Source organism: Micavibrio sp. TMED2 (assembly GCA_002168225.1).
GTDB lineage: Bacteria > Pseudomonadota > Alphaproteobacteria > TMED2 > TMED2 > TMED2.
In genome coordinates this window covers 981,756-998,572 of the sequence record NHBH01000001.1, presented here as the reverse complement: position 1 = coordinate 998,572, position 16,817 = coordinate 981,756, and the positions used below count along the sequence as shown (strand labels likewise).

Genomic DNA, 16,817 nt, shown 5'->3' with positions numbered 1-16,817 from the left:
AGCTCGGGGCCTTAACGGACCCGAGGCTGGATTTCAAACTGGTGGAATGGTGGTGGTGAGCTGAGTGACCACTCAAGGGTCTTGGCCCCTTCGCCCCAGTAATTGGCGCCAACCTTGCGACCCGCCAGCAGCGTGTAGAACACGACGAAGACGAAGAAGATGGTCGCACCAAATGAGAGATAGGCACCATAGGATGAAATTGCGTTCCAGCCCGCATAGGCATCCGGATAATCCGGAATACGGCGTGGCATACCGGCAAGGCCGAGGAAGTGCTGCGGGAAGAACAAAAGGTTCACACCGATGAAGGTGGCCCAGAAGTGCAGCTTGCCCATCCATTCGGGATACTGGCGACCCGACATTTTGCCGATCCAGTAATAGAAACCGGCAAACAGCGCGAAGACGGCACCCAGCGACAGAACGTAGTGGAAGTGGGCCACAACATAATAGGTATCGTGCAGTACGGTATCGATACCGGCATTGGCCAGAACCACCCCGGTCACGCCACCGATGGTGAACAGGAAGATGAAGCCGAGGGCAAACAGCATCGGCGTATCAAAGCGCATGGAGCCGCCCCACATGGTAGCGATCCATGAGAAAATCTTGACCCCGGTCGGTACCGCAATGATCAGGGTCGCCGCCGTGAAATAGGCCCGGGTGTCGACATCAAGACCAGTCGTATACATGTGGTGCGCCCACACGATAAAGCCGATGAAGCCGATGGAAACCATCGCATAGGCCATGCCCAGATAACCGAAGATCGGCTTTTTGGAGAAGGTGGAGACGATGTGGCTGATGATGCCGAAAGCCGGCAGGATCATGATGTAGACCTCAGGGTGACCGAAGAACCAGAACAGATGCTGGTACAGCAATGGGTCACCGCCACCATCGGGCGCGAAGAACGAGGTGCCGAAGTTACGATCGGTCAGCAGCATGGTGATACCACCACCCAGAACCGGAACCGCCAGCACCAGCAGGAATGCGGTGATCAGCATGGCCCAGGCAAACAGCGGCATCTTGTGCAGGGTCATGCCCGGTGCACGCATATTGAAAATAGTGGTGATGAAGTTGGCAGCACCGAGGATCGATGAGGCACCGGCGAGGTGAAGTGCAAAGATGGCCAGATCCACCGACGGGTTGCCAGCATGACCGGCAGTTGAAAGCGGCGGATACACCGTCCAGCCGGTACCGGCACCACCGACAAAGGCAGATGCGAGCAACAGCAGGAACGCTGGCACGATGAGCCAGAAGCTGATGTTGTTGAGACGCGGGAAGGCCATATCCGGCGCACCGATCATGATCGGCACGAACCAGTTACCGAAACCACCGATAAGACCGGGCATGACCACAAAGAAGACCATGATCAGACCATGGGCCGTGATGAACACGTTCCACATATGGCCCGGACCGCCCTCGGCGAACCAGGTCATGATCTGATAGCCCGGCTCCTGCAGCTCCATCCGCATGATGACGGAGAAGGCACCACCAATGATACCGGCGATGATCGAGAAGATAATGTAGAGCGTCCCGATATCCTTGTGGTTGGTTGATAGGAACCAACGGGTAAAGAAACCGGGTTTGTGATCGTGGTGATCATCGTGGCCGTGGGTGGCATCAACAGCGTGGTCGGCAGCCATGTCTCAATTCCTCAAATCTACTCTGCGACGATGAGCGTCGCTTTAGTCAAAAAGGCAAAAGCCTTGAAATAACAATCAATCAGTCACGCTCGGCAGTGGCATCGGCCAGCACCGGTTGCGCGGTACCGGCAACACCGGCAATACGCTCGGCAGTCCAGTCCGCAAATTCTTCCTTGCTGACGGCACGCAGGGAAATCGGCATGAAGCCATGGCCCTCGCCACAGATTTCCGAGCACTGACCATAATACATGCCTGGCTTGTCAACCCGGAACCATGTCTCGTTCAGACGACCGGGTACCGCATCCTTCTTCACACCCAGCGATGGCATGGCCCATGCGTGGAGCACGTCAGCCGCCGTCACCAACAGGCGGATATTGGTACCGACCGGAACCACCAGATCATTGTCGGTTGCCAGCAGGCGTGGCTGGCCGGGCTGCAGTTCATCATCCTGCAGCATGATAGCGGTCAGCTCTATGCCATCCTGATCGGGATATTCATAGGACCAGTACCACTGGAAACCGGTCGCCTTGATGGTCATTTCGGCATCCGGCGTGCGGTCCATGTAATAGAGCAGCGAGAAGGAAGGCACAGCAATCACGATCAGGATCATGACCGGCACAGCGGTCCAGATTACCTCGATCACCGTGTTGTGTGAGGTTTTCGATGGCTCAGGGTTGGCCTTCTCGTTGAATCGCAGGATCACAAAGATCAGCAGACACAACACAAAAAAGGAAATCGCACTGATAATGATCAGCAGCATGTTGTGGAAGTTGTGCACCTGCTCCTGCACCGGTGAGGCGGCATCCTGCAGGTTCAACTGCCATGGCTGGGCAATACCAACGGTTTCAGCAGCACCGGTGGCATTGGCATCACCGGTCATCATCATGAAGATGGCAACTGCGGCAACGGTCATCATGGCGATGATGCTTGACGGGTTTCTGAGTGACTTCCGTAACATATCCATATTTCCGATGTTCCGGCCCCATGCGCCGGAAAGCGAGGGGGACAGGGTCTGTTCGATCTCTAATACGTTCAGGCTTACCCACTTTATATGAGTAAAGCGATAATAAGACTGGGGTGAAACGCCACAGGTGGCGACAGTGCCGACGGCTTACCCCAAATTACCGGCACTTCATATCTGAAAGATTCAGAAATGTCAGGAGCGGCCTTTCGCCCCACTGAAATAAATGATGCCGTATGCGGCCAGAAGGCCAACAGGAATTGCCGTTATCGAGACAATTCCCGGCTCGGATACCACACCGGCAGCAGCCAGACCATTGCCGATAATCTGGCCCAGAAAGGCAAATGCCGTGGTCAGGCCGATAAAGCCAAGCATCTGGAACAACCGGCGATTCTGGCGCTGTGACTGTGCTGTTCGTGCCATAACCGCGGTTTGTACCTGCAGCGCTTCGGTCAGCTTGCCCCGGTCATCACGCTCCAGATGTCGGTCGGCCTTGGCCAATTCGCCCTCGATCAGGTCAAGCCGGACCATCCATTGGCGCAAATCCTGATTGACCGCTTCCAATGAGTGGCCAAGAAAATCACCGAGCGGCATCAGGCCAGGCACCCGTTGCTCGTCAATCGCCACAAGTGCCGTACGTGCCGCCTGTTCGAAGGCATCGCAGGCAGCAAGCGCCACCCGGTCGGCGTGGTGCCGGACCAGACCGGCACGGACAATCGCCACATCTTCGGCATCAACGCTTGGCTGGCCGCTTTCCGGCTGCAGGCGCTGTTCCCAGACCGCCATCTGCGCACCCAAAGCCTGTAACCGTGCATGCTCGGTAAGAGCCGTCATGCGCGCAGCCTCGAACCGGACCAGATCCATGACCAGACGCCCGGCGGTACGGGCACCCAACCCGGCATCACGCAGCAGAATGCGTGGGAAACCGTCATCGGCCTGGCTCCAGTCAGCCCAGAGCAGCCCCTTGCCACCGGCAACGCTGGTGCCAATATAGCCGTCACGTCCGAACAGACGCGCCAGTGACGCCCGGTTGCGCTCCGGCCCAGTGGCTTCCTCATAAAACAGGTGCAGCCCGAACAGGCGCACACCGTTCAACCCGGCAAGCCAGTCTTCCGGCAGGCCGTTAAGAGCAAGCTGGTCAAAGGCCTGCCCCTTCACATTGCGCTGGACGACCGTATAGGCGGAAATCGCGCCACGGTTCTCCCAATGCACCAGAAAGCCTTCAAACTCCACCGTATGCTCGGTGGCATCCGGCGGTGGCGGCGGCGCACCGACGCTGTAGCAAAGCCAGCCCAGATGCTCGCGGTCCGCCTCAATCGGGGCGGCATTATTGACAGTGGCGAAATGGCTGACGGCGCAGGGCGCATTGAGCGATGGCGCAAACCGCAGCTGCCCCGCCGCAATTGCAGCACCAAGCAACACATTGTCCCGGAACGGATAGGCACTGGCCTGTGTCGCCTCCTCGGCGACATAACCATCGGTATAGGCACCGGGATTACCGGCGTCCTCCATGGCGGCCTGTTCCATCATTGCCTGTTCAACCGCCAGACGGTCGGCATCGTAATGCTCATCCGGCAGCGCGAGCTGGGATGGCAGATCATCGAGCAGTTTGGGTCGGTCGCTATTCGCCGCCTGCGGAAAAATGGGCTTTTTGGTATCCATGGAGTAAAGCCTTAGCCAACCGGCTCAGAAAAAGAAAGCATGGTAACTCACAGAACACGGGATAACCGCCGGAAAGCACCTGACAGCAGCATTATCCACCCTATATAAAAGACTTCAACACCTGACATGATACCGGTGCCGCTGGTTCTATGACTGCCAAGCGGTGCCAAACCGACAATTTCCCTAACAAGGATCGCATCATGAGCCATCTCGATATCACCACCGACCTGTTCTACCGTCAGGCCGGAATCGACCAGAAACGGATCGAGGGGATGATCGGCGATGCCCTGCACGGGGCCGATGACGGCGAGCTATACCTGCAATACAGCCAGTCCGAGGCGATTACCTGGGATGATGGCCGGATCAAATCCGCCAGCTACGACACCGATCAGGGCTTCGGCGTGCGCTCGGTTGCCGAGGATCGCTTCGGCTATGCCCATTCAACCGAATTGTCCGAGGCGGCGATTGCCCGCGCCATCGAAACGGTCAAAACCGTTCATACCGGTCGCAATGCCCAGCTTGCCATCGGCCCGACAGCACCGGGAGCCTCGCTCTATACCGCGGAAAACCCGCTGCCGATGATCGGATTCGAGGACAAGGTCGGGCTTCTGGCCAGAATCGACGCCTATGCCCGCGCCAAGGACAGCCGCGTCCGTCAGGTCTCGGCCAGCATCGCCGGTTCATGGACCGCCATCGACATCATGCGCGGTGATGGCGAGCGCCGTGCCGATATCCGCCCCCTCGTCCGCATCAACGTCTCTATCATCGTCGGTGAAGGCGACCGTCAGGAGAGTGGCAGCTATGGCGGCGGCGGTCGCATTACCTATGCCCAGCTGATCGAGGACAGCTACTGGCAACACGCGGTTGATGAGGCGCTGCGCATGGCGTTGGTCAACCTGACCGCGATCCCCGGCCCGGCCGGGCAGATCCCGGTCGTGCTCGGTGCCGGCTGGCCCGGCGTGCTGCTGCATGAGGCCGTGGGTCACGGTCTCGAGGGCGACTTCAACCGCAAGGGCACCTCGACCTTCGCCGGGTCTCTCGGTGATCAGGTGGCATCGAAAGGTGTCACCATCGTCGATGACGGCACCATGAGCGACCGGCGCGGCTCGATCACCATTGATGATGAGGGCACCCCCTCCGGCTACAATGTGCTGATCGAGGACGGCAAGCTGGTCGGCTATATGCAGGACCGGATGAATGCCCGGCTGATGGGGGTGGAGCCAACCGGCAATGGCCGTCGCCAGTCCTATGCCCACAACCCGATGCCGCGCATGACCAATACCTATATGCTGAACGGTGACAAGACCCGGGAAGAGATGATCGCCTCGGTCGATCGTGGCATCTATGCCGCCAATTTCGGCGGCGGTTCGGTCGACATTACCTCGGGCAAGTTCGTATTTTCCGCCACCGAGGCCTATCTGATCGAGAACGGCAAGATCGGCCCGGCAGTCAAGGGCGCCACCCTGATCGGCAATGGTCCCGAGGCCATGCGTCAGGTCACCATGGTCGGCAATGACCTCGCCCTCGACAACGGTATCGGCAACTGCGGCAAGTCCGGACAGTGGGTACCGGTCGGCGTTGGTCAACCATCCTTACGGATCGACGGCCTCACCGTCGGCGGCACGGCAGCGTAAAATAAGGGTTTTCCACTTTCTGGGCCGAGGAGTAGAAGATTGCGCAGCAGCCGTTTGAAGCTGTGCAAATATTCTATGGAGGCTCCCCGCCATGTTTATGAAATTTCTTCGCGGCCCATCCCCGAACGAGGTTGTCCTCGAGGCTGCCGGTATCATCCTCGGTTCCAGAAAAATGCCTGAAGGGCATGAGAACTATCGCCTGCGCGAGGAATCTGCGCGGCAGGCCAAGCATATCGGCAAGCTGCTGGAAGGTGGCAACCAGCTGATGGATGCAGAGGTGCGTGACTTCCTGACCAAGGCCCATCGCGGTTTTGACCGCCTCGGCAAGATCGACAGCGCCATCCATAACGGCACAACCTTCGGTACCGCTGAAGCGATCGCCATGGCCTATCGCAAAAACCCCAAATGGCAGCGCGAGTTTCTGGCCTTCCGCGAAGCGCTTGCTGATCAGGCCGATGCCGTGATCGACAAGATGACCGCAATCCCGACCGTCGAAATGCCGCGCCGCCCGATTCTCCCCAAGGTATCCCTGTCCAACTGGGGCGGCATGTAAGACACCGCTGGTGCCAGCGTAATACGATAGACAGGGATTCCTCCTGCAGGCTTTCGCGCTCATCCCCTATGGTCTGATCATCAACAGATCATAGAGGGAGAAAAAATGTTTGCGCGTTTTGGTAAGTGGCTGCGTCCGAATGCAGAGGACGTAACACTTGAGGTCATCGGGGTTATCAAGGGTACGCAGGAGCTTCGCCGGGGTTACGGCAATGAAGGCGCCTCCTTTGAAGCCTCGGAAATAGCCACACGTGCAGACAAGGTTCTCCGCCGCGAAGGCCACGTCATCAATGCCGACGTGAAAGAACTGCTGAGCCGGGCATCAGAGTTGTTCGGCGAGCTTGGTGAGATGGAAAGCAGCCGGGATGCCTATCGCAACGAAACAGTCGTGCCGTTCGGAACTACCCCACTGCCGGAAGCAAACCCGCGTTGGGAATATGAGTTCACCATGGCCAGACGCGATCTCGACAAGCTGGCAACCCGTGTCTTCGCTGAGCACTTCGCCCCGCAAATCCGTGAGGAAATCAAGGACATGAGCCCGAAGCAACTGGCACGCAAAGCCAAGCGGGAGCCCGAGGCCATGGCACTGCTCGAAGGCCATCTGCGCAAGCCGCCCCGCCTGTAATCTCGACAGCCAAAGCCTCTGCGTTTTCATTACTCGATACACAAAGTTTGCCTGCATACTTTCTTCAGCTTGCCCTATGTTCAGCTCAGCAATCCAGTTGACGAGGGAGAAAAGATGTTTGCACGTTTTGGTAAGTGGCTGCGCCCCAATGCAGAAGATGTAACGCTTGAAGTTATTGGCCTGATCAAGGGTACGAGAGAACTGCAGGCGGGTGCGGGTAACGCACTTGCTGCCGATGATGTCGCCCGCATCGCCAAACGTGCGCAGAACGCCCTGAAGAAGGAAGCCCATGTCATCAGCCCGGACGTCAAGGAGCTGCTGACCAAAAGCGCTGAACTGTTCGGCGAGTTGGGCCAACAGAAGAGCAGCCGCGATACCGGCCGTTATGAAGTGGTCGCCCCTTATGGCGCTTTCCCGGAGCAGGAACCCGATCCTGCCTGGACCAAAGGCTATACCAAGGCACGCCGCCAGCTGGATACACTGGCCACACGGGTATTCTCAACCCAGTTCGCGCCACAGATCCGGGGTGAGATTGCCAATATGAACCAGAAAGAACTGGCTGCGAAAACCAAGCGCGAGCCGGAAGCAATGGCCCTGATGGAAGGCCATCTGCGCAAACCACCAGCACCGTAATCGGCACTTTAATCAAGAATCTTTACCAGAGCCGTTAGCTGCTTTCACAGCACGGCTCTAAGGTTCGCCATCAATTAAGACAACCCGAAAGCCGTATCACCATGTTTGCTGATCTGCTCCGCCGTCCAACCACCAAAACCCTGTCCCTTGAAGTGGTCGGACTGGTCACCGGTCTGAAAGACGTCAAGCGCGGCGCCAGCAACATGCTCGCCAACAGCCATTGTGAGAAACTGGCCGCAAAGATCGACAAGGCTTTGGTGCGCGAGGAAGGCACGGTCGACGCCGATACCCGTGAGTTTCTGACGTTGGCCAAAACCCACTTGCAGAAACTGGGTAACCAGCCCAGCAGTCGTCACACCGGCCGGTTCCACGCAGTACGCGGTGGTGCCATTCCGATCTATCGCGCCGAACCCGCTTGGGATCGCGCTTACGACGCCTTCCGCGAGCGCATGGTTGAACCGACCAGCAAATTCGTTGGCACCCGCACACCGGATGCCAGCCCGACACCGGCAACCAATATCTGACCCACAAAGCGAGCGAGCAGTCATGTTTGGCAAATTCGGACGCAAAAAATCAGCAGACACCCTGACCCTCGAAGTGATCGGCGTCATCACCGGTGCCGAACAGTTCGACCTTGGCAAGAATAACAGCAAGGGCACCCAGATCGCCCATAAATATGCCCGTGATCTTGACCGCATCATCCAACGCAACCGCCGCGTTATGGATAGCGACACCCTGCAGTTCCTGCGTGACAGCCATCGTCACTTCAAATCCCTTGCCAAGACCGCCAGCAGCATTGCCGAAGGCCCGATCATGAGTGGCCCCATGCCCGGCGTTGCCGTACCGCTGAATGTTAAAGCCAACCCGGATTGGCAGGAAAAATTCACTGCTTTCCGAGATGAAATGCGCGGGGCTGCCGCTCAGGTTTTTGAAAAACAGTACCTGCCGGGCTTCCGCGCCCTGCCCGCCTATGAGCCGACCAAAGAGCAGGAGCTCGCCGGTCGTATCATCATGTCCCTTCGCTAAACTTCCTCTCATTCTTTTACTGTTACCCGATGTGACCGCTTATGTATGGCCAGTACCAAAATGATCTCTCAGCTGAAGCCGTAACACTGGAGCTGATCGGCTTGATCCGGGCCGACCGCCTGCTGCCAAATGAAGGCAAGGCGCATCCCCATGCCGCCCGCGCCGCGGGTGAGGCAGTTCGCAATATCCAGAAAGTGCTGCAGCGTGATGGCCGCTCAATGGACCGGGATTTTCGGGAACTGCTGACCGCAGCCGTACCTTTGCTTGATGAACTGGCGGGCACCGGCAGCCACAAGGATACCAATATCTTTGACATGAAGTCAGGTGCCAGACGGCGTGAAGGCAACCCCAAATTCGACGAAAAGCTGGCGAATATGCGCGATGCGCTGGACGCGCGGGCACAGGCAGTGTTTGAAGAGCACTGGCTGGGTGACGTCAAACGCGAGTTCAAGGCCCTCGGTTTGAGCCGATCCCGTCAGGAACGGGAGGCCAAGGGCAAACTGAAGTTCGACATTGCGATGGGTATGGGTAAACTGTAGCGGCCACTCACCCCGCCACCCGAGACTGTCGGCTTTCATGCAAACCTATCAATTCGCCCATTTCCTCAAAGGCCTGCTCGCCGGTTCCGGTGACACCTTCAACCGCGGCCAGTTCGATGAACTGACCCGGGTTTTCGATCACGTCCAGCCGGATGAGAACGAACCGGAAGAGCTGAAAGCCCATGCCTGGATGACCAAGCGGATCAAGGCGATCAATGAAGCACCGAACGAGGAACGCGAGGCGCTGCTGCTGAAACGCCTGCACCGTGATCTGAGCAATGATTTTGCCAAGCACGAGCCAGCCAACGACAGCTAGGAACAGGTCAGGTCAGAGTAGGCCGAGATAACGCTCGGCATTTTCCAGACTGCTACGGATGTTCCGGCGACGTTCATCCGCCTCGTGGTCGCTGCCCCAGTTCTCGGCCTGATACAGCTCATCGACCAGTGATGCCTGATAGAGGCCATCGGCACTGATCGCCGCGCGTGCCAGTGCCAGACCGAGCACGATTGAGCCGCTGAGGCTGGTCGCCTCGGAAATCGCCGCCAGCCGCCAGTCGTCGAAACCGCTCAGATGTTTCATGAACCGTGCTGACACATCGACATCCTGCGTCACCGGCATGATGCCCGTGGTTTCCTTGAGCGGGATACCGAGATCGCCCTCACTCCAGACCAGCATTGGCCGCCATGCCGCTTCCTGCCGGGCCATCAGCTCCCGGTCATCGCCAGCGAAATAGCAGATGAGGTCGGTCTCGCCATATCCGGCAAGCTCGGCAAGGATGGCGTCGCGGTTGGGACCGACATGGTCGAGCGCGGTATAGGTCAGCGCGGTGATCGGCATGTCCGCCGGGATGATCTGCTCACCCTGCGCATCCCATTCCTCGGCCATGACCTGTGCCAGTGCCTCGGTCGGGGCATCCAGTGCCCGCTTGGCCGGGCTGCGGATCGGGCGACCGTCGAGCAGGACGGCATAGCCCCCGTGTTCACCGCTGGCTGGCCCGACACTGACCTGCTTGTAGAAACGCTTCATAACCCTGCTACCGGTATCGGATCAGTTGCCAAACCGGTCGAACAGGCTGCGCACAGCATTACCCGCACCTTCCGGCAGCTTGTCGAGCTGTTCCTTGACGGCATCGCTTGAGCCACCTTTGGTGATGGCATCCTGTATCGCCTGCCTTGGTGAACCGGCTGGCTGGCTGGCTGCCTGCTTGATGGCCGTACGGCAAGCCTGTGCGCCGCCATCATTGTCGGTGACAACCGGGACACGGAACCCGCCGAGATTGACCCCGACGATATCGCCCAGTCCCTGTGCGAGCCCTTGTGGATCAACGGCAATATTCAGATTGCCCGGCGTACCGGTCACCTTGAGCGGCGCAGACACGCCGCTGGTGGCACCGGTATTCAGGCGCGCCCGCATGACCATGTTGAGGTCGGCAGGCGGCACGTCATAACGACCGGTTGCGGCAATGCTGAGGGCTGCCGTATCGATAAAGGTATCGGCAATGGTAGCAACGCCCTGTGAGATCGTGACGGTGGAGACCGCACAATTCATCACCGTACGCTCGGTATTGATCGTGAATGGTGACGCCTGACGGATGCTGTTGACCCATTTGTTGTCCAGCCGGTCGAGATTGAGGAAGCCCTTGCCGCCATCGATCTCGATCACGCCCTGCAGACTGCGCTGCAACTGCTCGACCTGACGACCACGGCCCTGAACATTCGCCTTCAGATTGGTCACACCCTCAAGCGCCTTGGATACGCCGAGCGCCTCCAGGGTTTCGCCCCAGCGGATCTGCTCACCATTCAGGGAGAGCGCAAACTGGCCAATGCTTTCGGCGATGATCTGCGCATTGATTGTCCCGCCAGCCAGATTGGCAACCAGCGGCTCGACAACCAGACGCCCACCGGACAGATCAACCCGGCCATTGACGCTGCCGAGGGCCGCATTGACCGAGGTGAGGTTGCGGAAATCGAAGGTGACATCGGCATCTGCTGTCTCCAGCGCCTGCCATGGCAGTGCCGCCGGCGCTGCTGCGGCAGTTCCAGCCGCTGCAGGGGCAGCCTCGTCATTTGCGGCAGTCTCATCGGTGGCGATGGCAAAATCACCAAGATTGAGCACTTCGCTGACGATATTGCCCACCAGCTTCGGCCGCTCATCCTCCATGACAAACTTGAAATTGCCATTGAACCGGCTCTCACCGAACTCAAGCACCAGCCCGGAGAGCTGGTATTCGTTCGGCGCTACCTGCAGGCGGCTGACCAAACGATAGGGCTCGCCTTCCGGCAATGGCGGGTTATTGACGATGATGCGGGACAGATCGGCAAAGCGTGATCCCTGCATGGCCAGATTGACATCAGCTGTCAGCGGGCCGGACATATCGACCGTGCCCTGCACTTCCATATCGCTGTCAACGGCCGTAACGGTCAGTGCCACCTGAAACGGTGTTTTGGCCTGCAATTCGGCAAGGGTACCAGCGCGCAGACCGATATTGAACTCCTCACCGGCAAAGACACCGGTAGCATCGAGACCTATCCGCTGGCTTTCCGGTGCACGGACCGTAACCCGGTTCAACAGCAATTCATGAACAACCGGCGTGTCATTGGCCCGGTCAAGGCGATGGCTGAACCGCACATTGCTCAGGGTGATCTGGGACACATCAAGGGACAGTGGCGGTGCCTTGGTGCCATCCTCTTCAAGGACCGGTGCCGGTTCCTGTGCCACCGGCTTGCCCGTCTGGTCAAAGATCGGCAGCAGCCAGTTCTTCTCGCCTTTCGCGCTCTCTTCAAGGGACAGTTCGATATTGTCGAGGAATACGCGCTCAATGGCGATCTTGCGTTGGAGCAGTGGCATGATCGCGATGGAGAAATCAATCGTCCCGGCGGTCAGCATGGACCGTTTTTCCGTCCAGGTTGGATTGGCAACACGTATGTCCTGAACCTGAATTGCCAGACTTGGCCAGAGCGACATGGAAATCGGACCGCCAAAGGAGACCTTGCGACCGATGGCATTGGTTGCCTGCGCCTCGATCTGTGGCCGGTATTTCTCGACATCAAAGGTCATGACGAAGGCGGCCAATGCGCCCACGATCAGGACGATAATAACCAGCAAGCCAATCAGGATTTTTTTCATTGTTCTAGGGCTCCGTTGAGCAGCTCTGTTATGGCGGGAATAATTTGGTCGGACTGTCGGATGATACGGTCAGCCCCGGCAGCGGTCAGTTCGTCAACCGGATGATAACCCCAGTTGACACCGATCGAGGCAATCCCGGCAGCACGCGACATCTCGATATCAAACACGGTGTCGCCGATCATCACACAGTTTTCTGCCTCGACACCGGTCTCACCCAGTGCCCGATAAACCATATCCGGGTTCGGCTTGCCGGGACCGAGATCAGCCGTTTGTAGAGTACTGAAATGTGGTAGCAGGTGGTGTTTTTCAAGCGTTGCCACCAGACCGCGGTGGGATTTGCCGGTAGCAACACCGACAATACAGCCGGCCTTGTGCAGCTCGATAACCACCTCGCCGATACCGGGATAGAGCGGCTCGTGCAGGCTCTCGTCCCGGCGCTGGCTGGAAAACGCTTCCTTGTAGTGCCCGGCCAGCCGCTCGACCATCACAGCAGTCTGGTCGCTGGCGATACGGGCAATGGCCTCCACCAGCGGCAGACCGACAACCCGTCGCACCGTCTCGGCATCCGGCACGGGCAGTTTCTCGGCCTGAAACGCCGCATGCATGGCGGCGATAATCGAGAACTGGCTGTCAACCAGCGTACCATCACAATCAAACAGGATCAGAACCGGGCGGGTAACCTTGAGCACGTCGGAAATCGACTTTCGGGCAGCGGAAAATATACGCCCGGAATGAATAGCCCATACGTCCCCGTCCCTAAAGCCGGAATCTGCGTCCACCATCGAAAAACCATGAGTTTTCCCAAAGGCAGAAAAGACAGATGGGATGCCCTGTGTTTCAAGAGCATCCCATCATATGCCGGTCAGAGCTTGCGTGGGTGGAGAGGGGGATGAGGGGGATACGCGCGCTCCAAACCGGTATCTGGTGTATCTGCTGGCTGGTTCCTAGAGGTCACCCCGGTCGATGTAATAGGCACCATGGACCCGGTAGGCCGCCTTGCCCCGGCGCTCGATCAGGCCGCTGGCCATGATCCCGGTGAAGGGACGCAGGAACGGATCGGTACCGGACAGGGTCGGATAGCCGAGGTTCGGATTGTTGGTCGGCACCAGATCCCGGCCACGGGTTTCGGTAACGCCCCGATCCAGAACCAGCATCATGTGGCCACTGTCGCGGAACAGCGGGGTGTAGTCAGGTGGGTTCAGCCTGCCGCTGAAGGCCAGCGGATTCAGGTCGAACATATCCACCTTGATGCGGACGAAGGCAGTAGCGTATTCCGGCCCCGGCGCGATCTGCGCACCGCGCTGACGCAGTGCTTTCGCCAGATGGTCGCGGAACACATTATCCGGCACCCGGTTACGGAACGCCGTGCCCGGCTCGATATAGAAGAACTCACGACCCGGCGCGCCGGTGTAGAACATCTGCTCGGCGATATCATCGGCGATCATCTGCCAGTATGGTGCAGCCTTGGCACCGGTCATGCCCTGGGTCGGGTTACCCGCTGGTGCGCGCATGGTGCCATTGCCGAGGGTTTTCTCCTCGGTATAGCCACGCAGCGACATGGCGGACATACGATCCAGCGCCCGGCGATTGACATTGCGCGGGTCCATGGTCTCAGGCGTCAGCACCACATGGCGAAAATCACGCGGGTGGCCGGTGGTCGGATCGATAAAACTGGTACCGACAGCCCCCGGACCGGTCTGCGGCGCGGTCAGCAAGCCCTGCATGGAGCCGTGAACCGGTTGCGCCGGATAGCGGAAAGTTGCCCCGGCATCGAGCGGATCATGGGCACCATAGGCCGGATGCTGGCCGGGCTGGCCAGCGATCGAGCCGACTACACCGTACCCACCGGATGACATACCCGGCCCGCTCATACGCGGATCGAGCGGATAATTCGGACGTACACCGTCGAGGAGCACAGGCTCGGGACGTGCGGGATCACGGCGCGGATCGAGATACCCGGCAGCAGGCATCGGCTGCTGTGCCACGGCATAACCCTGCCCACCGCGCATCTCGTCATACTGACCGATATAACCGGCAGCGCGTGGCGGCATACCGGTACCGATACCGGGCGCGCCGTGAACATAGGGCTGCCCCTGCACGACAATCGACGGTGGCTGACGGCTTACCGGCGCCAGAACGGGCGCTGCGTAATAGCGTGGCGGACCGAGCTCAACACTGCCGGCGCGCTGGGGCACCTGATGCAGCGGATTGTTCGGGTCATTCGGCGGCAAAACATCGTAGAGCGGATGCGCCTGCGCATATTGCTGCTGATCCTGTGCACCGACCATGCCGTAGCGTGGCGCCTCATCCATCAGCGGATAGGTACCGCCATAGACGGAATAGCTGTGGTCCGTAGTCAGTTGCTGGAACTGGCCCGGTTGGAACACATGGGTTGGCGCATTGGACATCTGCGGCGCGACATAGGGCGCGCCGGATGGCACAACATCGGTTGCCTGCTGCGCACCCATCCGATAGGTGCGATTGATATGCCGGTGATGGAACGGGCCAGTAGCCGCTGGCTCGCCACCCATCATGACCGGCAACGGAACCGTTGCCCGTGGATCAGGCGGCATACCGGCAAAGACCGGCGGACCACCCGCAGTGAATGTCGGCTGCCCAAATTGAGGAGCCACCTCAATCGCCGTGATCGGCGGAGCAATCTCACGGACTTCCCAATAGCGCGGCGTTGGCTGGTCGAATTGCGAGCACCCTGAGAGCACTCCCAATCCTGCCGCGACCGAGACCAACGCCATAACGCGCAAAGATGGAGCCTTCTGCCACATTGGTTCATCCCTTCTATTCACTGGCGGTAAGGGTATGAGCGGTTTGAGGCGGCCTGCAACAGCAATTATGACCGGCAATCCGGGAATGGCGAAAACCCGTGACCGGGCGAATCAAACTGTGTGATTTACGACTCACTTGACCCACAACCCGGCAAATTTGTCCGTGGGATCGTGGTAACAGGCGGTTACGCACAGCTATTTTCAGCGAATCATTGACGCTTGAGATCAGGGTGATTCGGCATCAACAATGCGTTCATAGCCCTCGCGACCGTCACCGAGGACAAAGCCGAACGCCTTCATCGTCTCGATGAAATGCGGTGGCGGCGGTGCCTCGACATCAATCATGCCGCCTGCTGGATGTGGCAGGATCAGACGCTGGGCATGGAGGTGCAGCTTGCGCGACATGTCATTCATCTGCGCATCCGCCCCGCCATATTTGCCATCGCCGAGAATGGGCGTGCCGATCATCTGCAGATGCGCCCGCAGCTGGTGGGTACGACCGGTGATCGGGCGCAGCGCGACCCAGGCCGCCTGTTTTGCCGCATTATCGATGGTGGCATAGCGGGTAATCGCCCGCTTGCCTGCCTCATCATCGCCGCTCATCTTCTCGTTGCCGGGGCCACCGGCTTTGGCCAGTGCGGCATCGATATCGCCTTCGGACGGTGACGGCGTGCCGACAGTGATCGCCCAATAGAGTTTGAAGCTGTCGCGGGCACGGAAAGCCGCGGTCAGGGCGCGGGTTGCCTTGGCCGTCTTGCCGAGGATCAGGACACCGCTGGTATCCTTGTCGAGCCGGTGCACCAGCTTGGGCCGCTCACCATTCTTTTCCAATGCAGCCAGCATGCCATCGATATGGCGCTTCTGGCCGCTGCCGCCCTGTACCGCCAGACCATGGGGCTTGTTCAGGACCAGCACATGGGCGTCCTGAAACAGCACCATCCGCTCGATGGCCTCACGGTCCTCCGGCTTTGGCCGGGCAGCCGATTTTGCCTTGGCCTTGTCTGCCTGCGCCAACTTGTCAGCAGGCATGGGCGGGATGCGCACGGTCTGCCCACGCTCAACCCGCGTGCTGGCCTTGACCCGCCCGCCATCGACCCGGATTTGCCCCTTGCGCAGCAGCTTTTCCAACTGACCGTGGCTCAGGCCGGGAAAATGCTGTTTGAACCAGCGGTCGAGGCGCATGTCATGCTCGTCACCACTGACCGTACGCTGCTGTACGCCGCTGCCGCCTGTCGCTTGCTCGCTCATTGGGAGAATACCATGCGTGTGAGATAGAGGCCGAGGAACAACCCGCCAATCGCGCCGACCATCGATCCCGCGATATAGAGCGCGGAGAATGTCGTCTCACCCCGTTCGATCAGGGTGATGACATCGAGCGAGAAGGTGGAAAACGTCGTGAAGGCGCCCAGAAAACCGACCGCCAGAAACAGGCGGATGCTCTGGGTCGTGCCAAAATGGGCAAACAGACCGATCAGCAGCCCCATGGCAATCGAGCCAAGAATATTCACGGTCAGTGTACCCCAAGGATAGTCCGGCCCAAGCCAGTGCCCCATCAGGCTGCCGACGGCAAAACGCCCGGCGGCACCAAGGGCACCGCCAGCGGCAACAACGGAAATCTGGCTCAGGGCAATACTCATCTGG

The 16,817-nt window shown here is 59.2% G+C and carries 17 protein-coding genes; 8 read left to right on the top strand and 9 right to left on the bottom strand.

The window, feature by feature from the left end:
- Positions 1-11: 11 nt before the first annotated feature.
- From CBB62_04760 to CBB62_04750, 3 genes are all read right to left on the bottom strand, one after another.
- On the bottom strand, positions 12-1,634 hold the full coding sequence (locus CBB62_04760; protein OUT41643.1) for a cytochrome c oxidase subunit I: 1,623 nt from the start codon (positions 1,632-1,634) through the stop codon (positions 12-14).
- A 79-nt stretch (positions 1,635-1,713) separates the two neighbouring features.
- The gene (locus CBB62_04755) at positions 1,714-2,550 is read right to left on the bottom strand and encodes a cytochrome c oxidase subunit II (GenBank protein OUT41642.1); all 837 of its coding nucleotides are present in this window, start codon (positions 2,548-2,550) and stop codon (positions 1,714-1,716) included.
- A gap of 240 nt (positions 2,551-2,790) precedes the next feature.
- Positions 2,791-4,257 (bottom strand): hypothetical protein, encoded by a 1,467-nt coding sequence (locus tag CBB62_04750; protein ID OUT41641.1) that lies wholly within the window; start codon positions 4,255-4,257, stop codon positions 2,791-2,793.
- Between the two features lie 200 nt (positions 4,258-4,457).
- Between CBB62_04750 and CBB62_04745 the strand changes: the two genes are divergently transcribed.
- The 8 genes from CBB62_04745 (at position 4,458) to CBB62_04710 (ending at position 9,582) form a co-directional block, all read left to right on the top strand.
- Positions 4,458-5,891, top strand: a complete 1,434-nt coding sequence (locus tag CBB62_04745; protein ID OUT42645.1) for a metalloprotease TldD — start codon at positions 4,458-4,460, stop codon at positions 5,889-5,891.
- A 91-nt stretch (positions 5,892-5,982) separates the two neighbouring features.
- Positions 5,983-6,444 (top strand): hypothetical protein, encoded by a 462-nt coding sequence (locus tag CBB62_04740; GenBank protein OUT41640.1) that lies wholly within the window; start codon positions 5,983-5,985, stop codon positions 6,442-6,444.
- A gap of 105 nt (positions 6,445-6,549) precedes the next feature.
- The gene (locus tag CBB62_04735; GenBank protein ID OUT41639.1) at positions 6,550-7,068 is read left to right on the top strand and encodes a hypothetical protein; all 519 of its coding nucleotides are present in this window, start codon (positions 6,550-6,552) and stop codon (positions 7,066-7,068) included.
- Between the two features lie 114 nt (positions 7,069-7,182).
- On the top strand, positions 7,183-7,701 hold the full coding sequence (locus tag CBB62_04730) for a hypothetical protein (protein OUT41638.1): 519 nt from the start codon (positions 7,183-7,185) through the stop codon (positions 7,699-7,701).
- 101 nt (positions 7,702-7,802) lie between these two features.
- On the top strand, positions 7,803-8,225 hold the full coding sequence (locus CBB62_04725) for a hypothetical protein (protein ID OUT41637.1): 423 nt from the start codon (positions 7,803-7,805) through the stop codon (positions 8,223-8,225).
- 22 nt (positions 8,226-8,247) lie between these two features.
- Positions 8,248-8,727 (top strand): hypothetical protein, encoded by a 480-nt coding sequence (locus CBB62_04720; protein OUT41636.1) that lies wholly within the window; start codon positions 8,248-8,250, stop codon positions 8,725-8,727.
- A 41-nt stretch (positions 8,728-8,768) separates the two neighbouring features.
- The gene (locus CBB62_04715; GenBank protein ID OUT41635.1) at positions 8,769-9,266 is read left to right on the top strand and encodes a hypothetical protein; all 498 of its coding nucleotides are present in this window, start codon (positions 8,769-8,771) and stop codon (positions 9,264-9,266) included.
- Positions 9,267-9,303: 37 nt separating this feature from the next.
- A complete protein-coding gene (locus tag CBB62_04710) occupies positions 9,304-9,582 on the top strand; it encodes a hypothetical protein (GenBank protein ID OUT41634.1) in 279 nt (92 codons plus the stop codon).
- A gap of 12 nt (positions 9,583-9,594) precedes the next feature.
- Here CBB62_04710 and CBB62_04705 read toward each other — a convergent pair whose 3' ends face one another.
- The 6 genes from CBB62_04705 to CBB62_04680 all read right to left on the bottom strand — a co-directional run bounded on the left by CBB62_04705 (position 9,595) and on the right by CBB62_04680 (position 16,813).
- A complete protein-coding gene (locus tag CBB62_04705) occupies positions 9,595-10,293 on the bottom strand; it encodes a hypothetical protein (GenBank protein ID OUT41633.1) in 699 nt (232 codons plus the stop codon).
- Positions 10,294-10,314: 21 nt separating this feature from the next.
- Positions 10,315-12,393, bottom strand: coding sequence for a hypothetical protein (locus tag CBB62_04700; GenBank protein OUT41632.1), 2,079 nt, complete (start codon positions 12,391-12,393; stop codon positions 10,315-10,317).
- A complete protein-coding gene (locus tag CBB62_04695) occupies positions 12,390-13,175 on the bottom strand; it encodes a hypothetical protein (GenBank protein OUT41631.1) in 786 nt (261 codons plus the stop codon). The genes CBB62_04700 and CBB62_04695 overlap by 4 nt, the downstream gene beginning before the upstream one ends.
- Before the next feature lie 162 nt (positions 13,176-13,337).
- Complete coding sequence (locus tag CBB62_04690) at positions 13,338-15,113, bottom strand: hypothetical protein (protein OUT41630.1); 1,776 nt, start codon at positions 15,111-15,113, stop codon at positions 13,338-13,340.
- Between the two features lie 288 nt (positions 15,114-15,401).
- Positions 15,402-16,424: an RNA pseudouridine synthase gene (locus CBB62_04685; GenBank protein ID OUT41629.1), complete on the bottom strand. Its 1,023-nt coding sequence runs from the start codon at positions 16,422-16,424 to the stop codon at positions 15,402-15,404.
- Complete coding sequence (locus CBB62_04680; GenBank protein ID OUT41628.1) at positions 16,421-16,813, bottom strand: hypothetical protein; 393 nt, start codon at positions 16,811-16,813, stop codon at positions 16,421-16,423. The genes CBB62_04685 and CBB62_04680 overlap by 4 nt, the downstream gene beginning before the upstream one ends.
- Between the last annotated feature and the right edge of the window lie 4 nt (positions 16,814-16,817).

Excerpts from the sequence above, each read along its gene's own strand:
- CBB62_04705 (OUT41633.1), bottom strand. The coding sequence starts at position 10,293 with ATGAAGCGTTTCTACAAGCAGGTCAGTGTCGGGCCAGCCAGCGGTGAA.
- CBB62_04700 (OUT41632.1), bottom strand. The coding sequence starts at position 12,393 with ATGAAAAAAATCCTGATTGGCTTGCTGGTTATTATCGTCCTGATCGTG.
- CBB62_04680 (OUT41628.1), bottom strand. The coding sequence starts at position 16,813 with ATGAGTATTGCCCTGAGCCAGATTTCCGTTGTTGCCGCTGGCGGTGCC.
- CBB62_04725 (OUT41637.1), top strand. The coding sequence starts at position 7,803 with ATGTTTGCTGATCTGCTCCGCCGTCCAACCACCAAAACCCTGTCCCTT.
- CBB62_04745 (OUT42645.1), top strand. The coding sequence starts at position 4,458 with ATGAGCCATCTCGATATCACCACCGACCTGTTCTACCGTCAGGCCGGA.
- CBB62_04710 (OUT41634.1), top strand. The coding sequence starts at position 9,304 with ATGCAAACCTATCAATTCGCCCATTTCCTCAAAGGCCTGCTCGCCGGT.
- CBB62_04685 (OUT41629.1), bottom strand. The coding sequence starts at position 16,424 with ATGAGCGAGCAAGCGACAGGCGGCAGCGGCGTACAGCAGCGTACGGTC.
- CBB62_04715 (OUT41635.1), top strand. The coding sequence starts at position 8,769 with ATGTATGGCCAGTACCAAAATGATCTCTCAGCTGAAGCCGTAACACTG.
- CBB62_04735 (OUT41639.1), top strand. The coding sequence starts at position 6,550 with ATGTTTGCGCGTTTTGGTAAGTGGCTGCGTCCGAATGCAGAGGACGTA.
- CBB62_04695 (OUT41631.1), bottom strand. The coding sequence starts at position 13,175 with ATGGTGGACGCAGATTCCGGCTTTAGGGACGGGGACGTATGGGCTATT.
- CBB62_04760 (OUT41643.1), bottom strand. The coding sequence starts at position 1,634 with ATGGCTGCCGACCACGCTGTTGATGCCACCCACGGCCACGATGATCAC.
- CBB62_04750 (OUT41641.1), bottom strand. The coding sequence starts at position 4,257 with ATGGATACCAAAAAGCCCATTTTTCCGCAGGCGGCGAATAGCGACCGA.
- CBB62_04730 (OUT41638.1), top strand. The coding sequence starts at position 7,183 with ATGTTTGCACGTTTTGGTAAGTGGCTGCGCCCCAATGCAGAAGATGTA.
- CBB62_04755 (OUT41642.1), bottom strand. The coding sequence starts at position 2,550 with ATGATGACCGTTGCCGCAGTTGCCATCTTCATGATGATGACCGGTGAT.
- CBB62_04740 (OUT41640.1), top strand. The coding sequence starts at position 5,983 with ATGTTTATGAAATTTCTTCGCGGCCCATCCCCGAACGAGGTTGTCCTC.
- CBB62_04720 (OUT41636.1), top strand. The coding sequence starts at position 8,248 with ATGTTTGGCAAATTCGGACGCAAAAAATCAGCAGACACCCTGACCCTC.